Source organism: Isoptericola luteus, assembly GCF_020297055.1.
GTDB classification, from domain to species: Bacteria; Actinomycetota; Actinomycetes; order Actinomycetales; family Cellulomonadaceae; genus Isoptericola; species Isoptericola luteus.
The window spans coordinates 199,243-210,373 of sequence record NZ_JAIXCQ010000003.1 but is presented as its reverse complement, the minus strand read 5'-3'; the positions used below and the strand labels follow the sequence as shown (position 1 = coordinate 210,373).

General features: G+C 73.6%; 12 protein-coding genes. 7 read left to right on the top strand and 5 right to left on the bottom strand.

Annotated features, from left to right (window positions below):
* Positions 1-113: 113 nt before the first annotated feature.
* The 7 genes from LEP48_RS05945 (at position 114) to LEP48_RS05915 (ending at position 5,755) form a co-directional block, all read left to right on the top strand.
* Positions 114-1,145 (top strand): NAD-dependent epimerase/dehydratase family protein, encoded by a 1,032-nt coding sequence (locus tag LEP48_RS05945; RefSeq protein ID WP_225564657.1) that lies wholly within the window; start codon positions 114-116, stop codon positions 1,143-1,145.
* Positions 1,142-2,383 carry a class I SAM-dependent methyltransferase gene (locus LEP48_RS05940; protein WP_225564656.1) on the top strand — a complete coding sequence of 414 codons (1,242 nt, stop codon included), beginning with the start codon at positions 1,142-1,144 and terminating at the stop codon, positions 2,381-2,383. Before LEP48_RS05945 ends, LEP48_RS05940 begins: the two co-directional genes overlap by 4 nt.
* A 1-nt stretch (position 2,384) precedes the next feature.
* The gene (locus tag LEP48_RS18730; RefSeq protein ID WP_225564655.1) at positions 2,385-3,659 is read left to right on the top strand and encodes a class I SAM-dependent methyltransferase; all 1,275 of its coding nucleotides are present in this window, start codon (positions 2,385-2,387) and stop codon (positions 3,657-3,659) included.
* Positions 3,656-4,450: a sugar phosphate nucleotidyltransferase gene (locus LEP48_RS05930; protein WP_225564654.1), complete on the top strand. Its 795-nt coding sequence runs from the start codon at positions 3,656-3,658 to the stop codon at positions 4,448-4,450. Before LEP48_RS18730 ends, LEP48_RS05930 begins: the two co-directional genes overlap by 4 nt.
* A complete protein-coding gene (locus LEP48_RS05925) occupies positions 4,447-5,091 on the top strand; it encodes a PIG-L deacetylase family protein (RefSeq protein ID WP_225564653.1) in 645 nt (214 codons plus the stop codon). The genes LEP48_RS05930 and LEP48_RS05925 overlap by 4 nt, the downstream gene beginning before the upstream one ends.
* Positions 5,092-5,178: 87 nt before the next feature.
* The gene (locus LEP48_RS05920; protein ID WP_225564652.1) at positions 5,179-5,415 is read left to right on the top strand and encodes a ribbon-helix-helix domain-containing protein; all 237 of its coding nucleotides are present in this window, start codon (positions 5,179-5,181) and stop codon (positions 5,413-5,415) included.
* Positions 5,402-5,755, top strand: a complete 354-nt coding sequence (locus tag LEP48_RS05915) for a type II toxin-antitoxin system PemK/MazF family toxin (protein ID WP_304608324.1) — start codon at positions 5,402-5,404, stop codon at positions 5,753-5,755. Before LEP48_RS05920 ends, LEP48_RS05915 begins: the two co-directional genes overlap by 14 nt.
* A 60-nt stretch (positions 5,756-5,815) precedes the next feature.
* Here LEP48_RS05915 and LEP48_RS05910 read toward each other — a convergent pair whose 3' ends face one another.
* The 5 genes from LEP48_RS05910 to LEP48_RS05890 all read right to left on the bottom strand — a co-directional run bounded on the left by LEP48_RS05910 (position 5,816) and on the right by LEP48_RS05890 (position 11,131).
* Positions 5,816-6,760, bottom strand: a complete 945-nt coding sequence (locus tag LEP48_RS05910) for a glycosyltransferase family 2 protein (protein WP_225564651.1) — start codon at positions 6,758-6,760, stop codon at positions 5,816-5,818.
* Complete coding sequence (locus tag LEP48_RS05905; RefSeq protein ID WP_225564650.1) at positions 6,757-8,004, bottom strand: polysaccharide pyruvyl transferase family protein; 1,248 nt, start codon at positions 8,002-8,004, stop codon at positions 6,757-6,759. The genes LEP48_RS05910 and LEP48_RS05905 overlap by 4 nt, the downstream gene beginning before the upstream one ends.
* Positions 8,001-9,050, bottom strand: a complete 1,050-nt coding sequence (locus LEP48_RS05900) for a glycosyltransferase family 2 protein (protein ID WP_225564649.1) — start codon at positions 9,048-9,050, stop codon at positions 8,001-8,003. Before LEP48_RS05900 ends, LEP48_RS05905 begins: the two co-directional genes overlap by 4 nt.
* Positions 9,051-9,129: 79 nt before the next feature.
* Complete coding sequence (locus LEP48_RS05895) at positions 9,130-10,311, bottom strand: glycosyltransferase family 4 protein (protein ID WP_225564648.1); 1,182 nt, start codon at positions 10,309-10,311, stop codon at positions 9,130-9,132.
* A gap of 1 nt (position 10,312) precedes the next feature.
* Positions 10,313-11,131, bottom strand: a complete 819-nt coding sequence (locus tag LEP48_RS05890; RefSeq protein WP_225564647.1) for an ABC transporter permease — start codon at positions 11,129-11,131, stop codon at positions 10,313-10,315.

Sequence of the window (11,131 nt, the reverse complement as noted above, 5' to 3'; positions counted from 1 at the left end):
TGCCGTGCCGCGCGCACGGGCATTAGTTTCGAGCGGACGGCACGATCCAGCTCCGGACGTCCTGACCGGACGAACGTGCCGGACCACACGACCGGACGACCCTGTGAGGAAGCATGCGAGTTCTCGTCGACGGCGACCGTGGCTACATCGGCGCGGTGCTGGTCCCCGTCCTGCAGCGTGCCGGGCACGAGATCGTCGGTCTCGACGTCGGCTGGTACGACGGCTGCGACTTCGGCCCGCAGCCCGGGGGTTACGAGCAGCGCACGGGCGACGTCCGGGACGTGACGCCCGCCGACCTCGAGGGGTTCGACGCGGTGGTGCACCTCGCGGCGATCTCGAACGACCCGATCGGCCACCTGAACCCCGAGGCGACGTACGACGTCAACGCGCGGGGCGCCGTGCACGTCGCGAAGGCGGCGAAGGCTGCCGGCGTCTCCCGGTTCCTCTTCTCGTCGTCGTGCTCCCTGTACGGGGCGGCGGGCGACGCGCCCGTGGCGGAGGACGCCGAGTTCCACCCGGTCACGCCGTACGGCGAGTCGAAGGTGCTGGCGGAGCGGGGGATCGCGGCGCTGGCCGACGACTCCTTCTCGCCGTCGTACCTGCGCAACGCGACCGCGTACGGTTCGTCCCCGCGGCTGCGCGCGGACATCGTGGTCAACAACCTCACGGGCACGGCGTTCACCCGCGGCGAGGTCCGCCTCCAGTCCGACGGCAGCCCGTGGCGGCCGCTCGTGCACGTCGACGACATCTCGCACGCGTTCCTCGCGGCGCTCGAGGCGCCCCGCGACGTCGTGCACGACCAGGCGTTCAACGTCGGTCGGGACGAGGACGTCGTCCAGATCCGCACCATCGCCGAGCAGGTCAGCGAGATCACCGGCGCGCCGGTGACGTTCGCCGCGGGGGCGGGCCCGGACACCCGCAACTACCAGGTCGACTTCGGCAAGATCGGCGCGCTGCTCACGGCGTTCGCCCCCCGCTGGACGGTGCCGGACGGCATCCGGGAGATCTGGTCGCACGCACAGGAGCGCGGGTTCACCGCGCAGGACTTCGACGGGCCGCGGTACGTGCGGCTGCGGGCGATCCAGGCGCTCGCCGACGCGGGGCGTCTCGACCTCGCGACGCTGCGGATGCGGGAGGCGGCATGAGCACCCCGGCCTGCCGGCTGTGCGGCACCGAGCTGACGCGTACGTTCGTCGACCTCGGCATGTCCCCGCCGTGCGAGCGCATCCTGCGTGCGGACGAGATCGACCAGGGCGAGACGTTCTACCCGCTGCACGTGCGCGTGTGCACCCGGTGCCTGCTGGTGCAGCTGCCCACGTACATCCCCGCGGAGGAGATCTTCACGGACTACGCGTACTTCTCGTCGTTCTCCGACTCGTGGGTGGAGCACGCCCGGCGGTTCGTGGAGGGCGCGGTCGAGCGCCTGCCCCTCGGGGCCGACTCGTTCGTCGTGGAGGTCGCCAGCAACGACGGCTACCTGCTCCAGCACGTGCGCGACCGCGGCATCCGCTGCCTCGGCATCGAGCCGGCGGAGAACGTGGCGGCGGCGGCCGTCGAGCGCGGTATCCCCACCCTCGTGGAGTTCCTCGGTGAGGCCACGGGCAAGGAGGTGGCCGACGATCGCGGCCCGGCGGACCTCGTGGTCGCCAACAACGTCTTCGCGCACGTGCCGGACATCCTCGACTTCGCGAAGGGCCTGCGCGCCCTGGTCGCGGACGACGGCCGGGTGAGCATCGAGATCCCGCACCTGCTGCGGCTCATCGAGGGCAACGAGTACGACACGATCTACCACGAGCACTTCTCCTACCTCTCGCTCCTGACGACGCAGCGGGTCCTGGCGGCGGCCGGGCTGGCCGTCGTCGACGTCGAGGAGCTGCCGAGCCACGGCGGCTCGCTGCGCACGTGGTCCGCGCCGGCCGAGCACGCACCCGCCCCGAGCCCGGAGGTCGAGCGGGTGCTCGCCCTGGAGGCCGAGTTCGGGCTGCACACCCTCGAGGGGCACGACGGGTTTGCGCAGCAGGTGGCCCAGGTCCGCGACGACTTCGTCTCGTTCCTGCTCACCGCCCGGCGGCAGGGCAAGCGGGTGGTGGCCTACGGCGCTCCCGGCAAGGGCAACACGCTGCTCAACCACTGCGGGGTGCGGGCCGACCTCCTCGAGTTCGCCGTGGACCGCAACCCCTACAAGCACGGGCGGTTCCTGCCGGGCACCCACATCCCGGTGCACGCCCCCGAGGCACTGGACGAGGCTCGCCCGGACTACGTCGTGATCATGCCGTGGAACCTGCGCAAGGAGATCTCGGCGCAGCTCGCGCACGTCGCCGGCTGGGGCGGCCGGCTCGTCGTCGCGCTCCCGCACCTCGAGGTCTTCGAGCCGGGGGCCTGACGTGCCGCTCCCGCCCGGGTCCCGTGCGCCGGTCGCGGCCTGGCGTTGCCGATGGTGCCGGTCGGCCGACGGCGAGGTCGTCCTCGACCTCGGTGCGCAGCCTCCCGCGGGGCTGCTCCCGCTGCCCGGCGACCCCCTGCCCGACCCCACCCACCCGTTGCGCCTGGTGCTGTGCGCGTCGTGCGGTCTCGCCCAGCTCGAGGAGGACGGCCCGGCTGCCCGGGAGGAGGCCGGCGTCGAGCCGCAGGCCATGGTCGCGCAGGGCCGCACGGTGGTGCGGGCGCTCGCCGACGCGGGCCTGCTGGCCCCTGGCGCCACGTTCGCGCAGTTCCCCAGCCCTCACGGGGGCGACTGGGGCGGGCTGCTCGAGGCGGCGGGCGCCGTGCCGTGGACCTCGGGCGGCGGCCACCCGGACCTGGTGCTCGACATCTTCGGCCTGATGCACGACGCGGACGTGGCCACCGCCTGGGACGAGCGTGTCCGGAGGCTCGCCCCCGGGTCGGTGCTGGTGGTCCAGTACCACTCGCTCGCCGGCGACCTGGCCGCGGGGGCGTGGCACACGCTGCGGCCCGGGCACTACGGGTACCTCAGCGCGCCCGTCCTGGTCGCGATGGCCCGGGCCAGGGGCCTGCGGCCCTGCGCGGCCTGGACGTCCGACCTGCAGGGCGGGACCGGCGTGCTCGCGTTCGAGCGTCCGGTCGACGGCACGGCCGCCGACCTGGGCGCCGACGCCGGCGCCGCGCCCTCGTTCGAGGCCCTGGTCCAGGCCGAGCGGGTCGCCGGCGTCGAGGACCCGCGCGTGGTCGCGACGCTGGACGCGGTCGCCGGCCGTGCCGGCGCGGCCCTGCGCGAGTACGTGGCCCGGTGCCGTGCGCGAGGCCTGCGGGTCGGCGGGTACGGCGCGGCGTCGCGGACGCCGGTGATCCTCACGCTCGCGCGCCTCGGGGCCGACGACGTGGTGGCCGTCGCCGACGCGTCGCCCGGCAAGCAGGGCCGGTGCCTGCCGGTGGGCCGGGTGCCGGTGGTCGCTCCCGGCGCGCTCGAGGGCCTCGGCGTCGACCGGGTGGTGCTGTTCGTGCCCGAGCTGCTGGACGAGGTGCGCCGGGCGTGCCCGTTCGTGGAGGCGCGGGGCGGGCGCTGGGTGGTGCTCGACCCGCACCCGGTCGAGGTGCCGCCCGTGGGCGGCGGGGCACGGGACGTGGACGTGGCGGTGGACGTGGTAGCGGGACGGGCCGAGGTCGAGGCCGTCGGCCGGACGACGAGGGGGACGAGATGAAGGTCGTGCTGTTCTGCGGTGGGCTCGGGATGCGCATCCGCGCCTACGACCAGCCGGTGCCGAAGCCGATGTTCACGGTGGGCGACCGGCCGGTGCTGTGGCACATGATGCGCTACTACGCGGCGCACGGGCACACGGAGTTCGTGCTGTGCCTGGGGTTCGGCGCGACGACGATCAAGGACTACTTCCTCGACTACCGCGAGACCCACACGAACGACTTCGTGCTGCGCCGGGGCGGCGCCGAGGTGGAGCTGCTCGGCACGGACATCGCCGACTGGACCATCACGTTCGTCGACACGGGCCTGGACGTCCCGATCGGGGAGCGGCTCCGGCGGGTGCGCGAGCACCTCGACGGCGACGAGTACTTCTTCGCGAACTACGGCGACGTCCTCTCCGACGCGCCGCTGGACCAGATGGTCGACCAGGTCCGCGACGCCGGCGCCGTCGGTACCCTGCTCGCCGTCTGCCCGCCGGACTCGTTCCACACGGTCGCGATCGACGCCGACGACCGGGTCGAGGGGGTGCGGTCCGCCACGGACCTCGACCTGCGTGTCAACGGGGGGTACTTCGTGCTCAGCCAGGGGATCTTCGACTACCTCGACGCCGGCGAGGACCTGGTGGGCGACGCGCTGCCCCGGGCGGCGGCCGACGGCAGGTTCCTCGCCTGGAAGCACAAGGGGTTCTGGGCGCCGATGGACACGCTCAAGGAGCGCGCCACGCTGGAGGCGATGCACCACTCCGGTGAGGCGCCGTGGGAGGTCTGGCGACGCACCGGCGAGGGGCGACGATGATCGCGCTGGGTCCCCGGGCCGACGGCCCGCTGTCGGTGCTGGCGCTCGGAGCGCACCCGGACGACGTGGAGATCGGGTGCGGCGGCACGCTGCTCGAGCTCGGGGTGCGTCCCGACGTGCAGGTCACGGTGGTCGTCGCCTCCGGCAGCCCGGTCCGCGAGGCCGAGGCGCGGGTGGCGGCCGACCTCTTCGCTCCGGGTGCGGACGTCCGCTTCCTCGGGCTCGACGACGGGAGCCTGCCGGCGCGCTGGGCCGAGCTCAAGGACGGGCTGTGCCGCGTGCGGGACGCCGTGGCCCCGGACGTGGTGCTCTGCCCGCGCCGCACCGACCTGCACCAGGACCACGCCCTGGTCGCGGAGATGACCACCCAGGTGTGGCGCGACGCGCTGGTGCTCGAGTACGAAATCCCCAAATGGGACGGCGACCTGGACCGGGTCACCCACTACGTGCCCGTGAGCGAGGAGAACGCGCGGCGCAAGGTGGAGCTGCTCGACAAGGCGTACCCGTCCCAGCACGAGCGCGACTGGTGGGACCACGAGACGTTCCTCGGCCTCATGCGGCTGCGGGGGATCGAGTCGCGGTCCCGGTACGCCGAGGCCTTCGTGGCACGCAAGGTGGTGCTGGACCTCGGCGGCCGCTGACCGTGCTCCGGTTGTGGCCTGACACTCGCTCGTCACGTTGCCACCTGGGGTGGGAACAGCGGTAGGAACAGGCGTACGATCACAGTCATGAAGGTCAGCGTGAGCCTGCCAGAGCCCGATCTGTCGTTCCTGGACGAGTACGCGGACCGCTCCGGCCTCCCGTCGCGCTCCGCCGCACTCCAGGCAGCGGTGCGCGCCCTGCGTGAGCGAGACCTGGAAGCGGCCTACCAGGTCGCTGACGACGAGTGGTACGGCTCCGGCGACGCCGAAGCGTGGGATGCAGTGACCGGCGACGGCATGGAGCCCCCTGTTGCGCCGCGGTGAGATCTGGGACGTCGACCTGGTGCCGGTACGTGGCTCCGAGGCGGACAAGCGGCGCCCGGTGGTGATCGTGTCGAACGACGCCCGCAACCGGATCACTCAGCGCAGCGGCCGAGGCGTCCTGACCGTGGTGCCGCTCACGAGCAACACGTCTCGAATCCTGCCGTTCCAGGTCCTCGTCCCTGCCGACGTCGCGAACGGGCTCACCGTCGACTCCAAGGCGCAGGCGGAGCGGGTTCGCTCCATCGACGTGGATCGCTTCGGGGACCGGCGCGGAGCCCTGACCACACCTCAGGTCGCCGCTCTCGACGAGGCACTGCTGCTCCACCTCGGACTTTCCTGATCGTGCACCGGAAAGCCGACAACGGCGAGATCGGGTCGGGTGGGCGCACTCCCGGGCCTCTCAGCTGGGGCTGACCTCGTGGGTGCCCACGTACCTGCCGCGGGTCAGCCGGACGAGGTTGCGCTTGACATCGAAGCCCAGCAGCCGCCAGTTCGGCAGGCTCCAGCCCTGCGCCACGGCCTGCAGGGCGCGCCCGCGCTCCGGCCAGGGCACAGGCGCGGTGACGACCTCCCGCACGAGCCGATAGGTCAGGTACCACTCGGGGAAGCCGTACCGGCGCGGCCGGTCCGGGTCGATGATGCGCGACTGGTCGGCGATGTCGGCGGTGCGGAGCTTGTTGCTCTGCGCCTCGTGCCGGCGCGCCTGGTAGAGCGGCTCGTCGACCTGCAGCCACGTGGACCGCAGCGCCATGCGCACCCCGAGCGCCATGTCGCTGCTGAAGTAGACGGGCATGCCACCGACGCGGCGCAGGAAGTCCGTGCGGATCACCGCGCCGTAGCCGATCGCCTGGTAGACGTCGCGGTCCAGGAACGTCCGGACCCGCTCCGCCGGGCCGACGGTGCGGAAGTCGAGGCCGTCGTCGTCCATCCGCCCGCTGATCCGGTCGTGCTCGTCCACGTAGACGACCTGGGAGAACGCCAGCGCCGCGTCCGGGTGGTCGGCGAGCGCCGCGACGCAGGCACGCAGGTGGCCGGGGCGCACCGTGTCGTCCGAGGCGTTCCACATGAACAGCGGTGCCCGGGCCGCGTCGAGGACGCGGTTGTAGTTGCGGGGCATGCCCACGTTGCGGTCCACCGTGAGGAGGGAGAACCGGTCGTCGGCCTCGACGAACCGGCGGACGATGTCGCGCGTGGCGTCGGTCGACCCGTTGTCGGAGATCACGACCTCGATGTCCGTCAGGTCCTGGTCGCGCAGGGCGGTCAGGGTGCGCTCGAGGTAGCGCTGCGCGTTGTAGACGGGCACGCCGACCGTGACGGTGGGCCGGTCCTGCTGGGGCACGGTCATCTCCGGATCGTGGTGGGTGAGTGTGCGAGGAGTGCGGCGAGGGTGTCGAGCTCGGCGCGGGTGGTCGCCTGGAGGCGTCGGTGCGCGCCGGCGATGGCCGTCGCCTCGGAGCGCACGCGTCGGCGCAGGCGCTCGACCAGGGCGAGCACCTCGTCGGCGCGCGCCCGGGGGAGGTCGGCGCAGTACTCCTCCTGACCGAACTGGGCCATGAGCTCGCGGTTCTTGGGGCCGTAGCCGACGCTGACCGTCGGCGTCCCCGCCGTGAGTGCGGCGATGGCGCTGTGGTACCGGGCGACGACGGCGAGGTCGGCGCCGGCCAGGGTCCGGTGCGCCGTCGGGTAGTCGTCGTAGGCGCCGCGGTGCACCTGGCAGGCGCGGGGCCCGAGGTCGTGCTCGCAGCGGGCCACGATGTCGTCGATGACCGCCGCGTCGATCGCCGCACCGCCGAGCAGCACGACGTCGTCGCCCTGGTCGACGAGGCCGCACACGGTGCGGCACAGCTCCGACTCGTAGCGGTCGGCGTCGAGCGCCGCGCCGTCGGCGGCGGTGGCGCCCCGGGCGTTGAAGACGCCGACGGCGACCGTCGCGCCGGTACCGAGCGGTCCCGTGGGGCTCGGGCGCGGCTCGTCCTCGACGGGCAGGGCGAGGACGACGTCGTGCACCGTGGCGGGAGCCCGGCCGTCGAGCGCCTCGACCGCGCGCCGGGAGTGGTCGTCGCGCACGGCCACGGTCGTCGCTCCGCGCAATGCGGCACGCACGAGGAGGCGAGCGGGGCCGTGAGGCAGCTCGTCGCCACCGACCGACCAGAACACCACCGGCTTGTGCTGCAGGTGCCCCGCCCAGGTGTAGGCCGCGACCGTCCACGCCGTGGTCGAGGCGCGCAGCCGGGTCACCTCGAGCAGACCGCCTCCGGCCAGGACGACGGCATCGAGGCCGCGCACCGTGCGCCACGTCCACACCAGGTCGCCCAGCCTGGCCGTCAGCCGGGCCAGGAGCGAGCTGCCGGAGCGCGGCCGGGTCCACGCGGCCGCGCGGACGCCGGTGGCCTCGACGGTCGCGGGGGCAGGGCACACGGCGACCGGCTCCACCACGTCGCCCACGTCCGCCGTCGTCAGCGCGTCGGCGAACGCCCTCAGGGTGACGTCGTTGCCGCGGTTGCCGATGCCGAACGCGCCGAGCAGCCCGACCCGGCGCACGGGGGCGGCCGGGGGACGGGCGGGGGCGTCCCGCGCGACAGGGGTCATCGCCGGGCCGCCGGCGTGGGTGCCGTCACTCCGGGTGTCGTGCCGTCGGTGGCGCGGACCTGGGCTGCGGGGACGTCCGCCGCGGAGGCACCGGGTGCCGGGACGTCGGGTGCAGCGACCCCGCGTTCCGAGGCGGCCCGGAGGCGGCGGGTCCGCTCGGCGAGCCAGTCCACGGGCGCCCTCGGGGCGAACCGCGCGAGCCACACGAGGTCACCGACCGCCGCGCCGGGCCGCCCGCGGCGCGCGTGCTCGCGGGCGGAGGCCGTGGCCCGCCACGCCGCGTAGCGACGGTTCCGGGCGAGGCTCGCGCGGTAGTCCGCCACGAGGTCCTCGCGGCCGCGCTCGTACGCTGCCCACGCGTGCAGGCGCACGACGTGGTCGATGCTGCGGCACAGCTCCCGGTATCGGCGGGTGTTGTTGTTCCCGTGCCGCCGGTAGTCCACGAGCGTGCGGTCCACGAAGCGCAGGTCGCCTGCGAGGGCGAGGCGGATGACGAGGTCGAGGTCCTGCGCGCGCCGGAACGCCGGGTGGAACCCCCCGACGCGCACGAACGTGTCCCGACGCGTCATGAGGTTCGGCAGGATGATGCCCATGGTGCGCCGCAGCACGTCGTGCACGTCGCGGACCTGGTGCTGGTCGGCGGCGACGAGCTCCTCGCCGTCGACGCCCACGGTGCGCATGCCGCAGTAGCTCGCGACGACGGAGCCGTCCGCCATGGCCTCGACCTGCAGCTCGATCCGCTGGGGGTGCCAGCGGTCGTCGTCGTCGAGGAACACGAGCAGCTCGCCGCGGGTGTGCGAGACCCCGACGTTGCGCGCGGTGGAGACTCCGCCGGCGGACTGCCGGACGACGGTGGTGGTCGGGCGGCCGGCGACGATCCGCCGGATCGCCTCGGGGTCCTCGGAGCCGTCGTCGACCAGCACCACTTCGATGCGGGGGTAGGTCTGGGCCTCGACGGAGTCGAGGGCCTCGGCCAGGAAGGGGCCGCCTCGGTTGGTGGCGACGACCACGCTCACGAGCGGTCGGTCCACGGTGCCTGCACTCATGCCCACTGCCCCTCCATCGGTTCGGTCGGAATACCAGCCATGCTGGCGCGCGGCTCCTGGGGGGCCAACCTGAGGCGGGTCATTTCATCCCCTTCTCACCCGGTGCGCTGCCGGCCGCCGAGCGGGCGTCCGCGTCGAGCGCCCGGGCCAGCAGGGGCCGCACGGTGCTCCAGTCGCGCGAGAGCGCGTGTGCGCGCGCCGCGGCGCCGAGCTCGGCGACACGGCGGGGCGAGCGGGCGAGGTCGGCGAGCTGCTCGGCCAGGGCGGCCGGGTCGTCCGGGGGGACGAGGACGCCCGCGTCTCCGGTCGCCTCGGCGATGCCGCCGACGTCCGACGCGACCGTGGCCGCACCGCTCGCCATGCCCTCGAGGATCGTCAGGCCGAACGGCTCCGGCCAGCGGGACGGTACGACGACGACGTCCGCGTCCCGCAGCTCAGCGGCGACGCGCGCGCGAGGCAGGAACGGGTGCAGCCGCACGGTCCCCGGCAGGGCGGCGGTGGCGTCCCGCACGGCGCGCTCGAAGGACGAGAGCTCGGCCCGCGGGTCGAACCCGGTCGAGCCGATCAGGGTGAGGGTCACGTCGTCGCGGCCGAGGCGACGCACCGCGTCCACCAGCACGTCGGCGCCCTTGTCCGGGATCATGCGGCCCACGAAGACCACGCGCAGGCCGTCATGCGGGCCGTCGTCGGCGGGGTGGAAGAACGCGGTGTCCACGCCGTTGCGCACCACGACGACGCGGTCGCGTAGGGACGGCGGCAGCCGGTCGCGGGTGCGCTCGGCCAGGAACTCGCTGACGCACACGACGCGGTGCGCGCGCTCCAGCGCCCGGCCGGCCTCGCGCTGCGAGTAGGTGCGCAGCAGCTCGTTGTGGGCGTAGAGCACCGGCAGGTGCCGGTCCGCGTCGACCGCGCCGACGAGCTGCGGGGAGTTGTGGGCGAGCACCACGGACGGCTCCCACGACCCCTGGTCGGCGACGGTCGCGGCGTACCGGTCGCGGGCGCGCGGGCGGGTCAGCGCGAGCCGGCTCGCCGCGGCGTCGACGAACCGGTCGAAGCGGCCCGGGGGGCGCTCGTCGTACTCGAGCACCTCGGCGCTGTCGTACCGGTCGGGGTAGGTGCCTCGCGCCACCACGACGCTCGTCCGCGTGCCGACGACGCGACCGGCCGTCGCCAGCCCGTGCACGACCGTCGGGATCGCGCTGCCCGTGCGCGGCGAGAAGTGGTCACCCGGGGTGATCACGTGCACGTGGGGCAGCGCCATCTCAGATCACGTCCGCGAAGCCACGTTCCATCTTCTGGAACACGAGGGTCCCGGCGGCGAACACGAGCACGGCGACGCCGGCGATGCCGAACATCTGCCAGGCGGGCGGCGCGGGGCTGCCGAGGGCGGCCCAGCGGAAGCACTCGAGCAGCCAGGTCAGCGGGTTGAGGTTGAACAGCCACAGCAGGTCGCGCGGCACCGAGTCGAGCGTGTACGCCACAGGCGTGGCGTACAGGAGGATCTGCATGACCCACGGCAGCGCGTAGTTCACGTCGCGGTACTTGACCATCACGGCCGACGCCGCCAGCCCGATGCCGGAGGCGAACACCACCGCCACGGCCACCCACAGGGGCAGCGTGAGCACCTGCCAGCCCGGGTTGATGCCGTACACGAAGAGCAGCACGACGAACAGCGCGGTCGCGACCAGGAAGTCCACCAGCACGGACAGCACCGACGACAGCGGCACGAGCATCCGGGGGAAGAAGACCTTGGACACGAGCGCCTGGTTCGCCACCAGCGAGGACGACGACCGCCCGACGATGCCGTTGAACAGGTTCCACACGAGCATGCCGGCCAGGCTGAACACGAAGTACGGCACGTTGCCGCTGGACAGGTTCGCGACCTGCCCGAAGACGATGGCGAAGATGCCCGCCGCGGCCAGGGGCTGCAGGATCACCCAGGCGACGCCGACGGCGGTCTGCCGGTAGCGCAGGACGATGTCCCGCACCCCGAACCGGTAGAGCACCTCGCGGGACTCCCACAGCTCGCGCCAGGCGGGCAGGTTGAGGCGTCCGGGCGGGGTGATGACGATCGTGGACAT

Bases quoted from the DNA above. Each gene is read 5' to 3' on its own strand.
- LEP48_RS05895 (WP_225564648.1), bottom strand. From the start codon at position 10,311: ATGGCGCTGCCCCACGTGCACGTGATCACCCCGGGTGACCACTTCTCG.
- LEP48_RS05920 (WP_225564652.1), top strand. From the start codon at position 5,179: ATGAAGGTCAGCGTGAGCCTGCCAGAGCCCGATCTGTCGTTCCTGGAC.
- LEP48_RS05910 (WP_225564651.1), bottom strand. From the start codon at position 6,760: ATGACCGTGCCCCAGCAGGACCGGCCCACCGTCACGGTCGGCGTGCCC.
- LEP48_RS05925 (WP_225564653.1), top strand. From the start codon at position 4,447: ATGATCGCGCTGGGTCCCCGGGCCGACGGCCCGCTGTCGGTGCTGGCG.
- LEP48_RS05890 (WP_225564647.1), bottom strand. From the start codon at position 11,131: ATGTCCACGATCGTCATCACCCCGCCCGGACGCCTCAACCTGCCCGCC.
- LEP48_RS05945 (WP_225564657.1), top strand. From the start codon at position 114: ATGCGAGTTCTCGTCGACGGCGACCGTGGCTACATCGGCGCGGTGCTG.
- LEP48_RS05905 (WP_225564650.1), bottom strand. From the start codon at position 8,004: ATGACCCCTGTCGCGCGGGACGCCCCCGCCCGTCCCCCGGCCGCCCCC.
- LEP48_RS05940 (WP_225564656.1), top strand. From the start codon at position 1,142: ATGAGCACCCCGGCCTGCCGGCTGTGCGGCACCGAGCTGACGCGTACG.
- LEP48_RS05930 (WP_225564654.1), top strand. From the start codon at position 3,656: ATGAAGGTCGTGCTGTTCTGCGGTGGGCTCGGGATGCGCATCCGCGCC.
- LEP48_RS05900 (WP_225564649.1), bottom strand. From the start codon at position 9,050: ATGAGTGCAGGCACCGTGGACCGACCGCTCGTGAGCGTGGTCGTCGCC.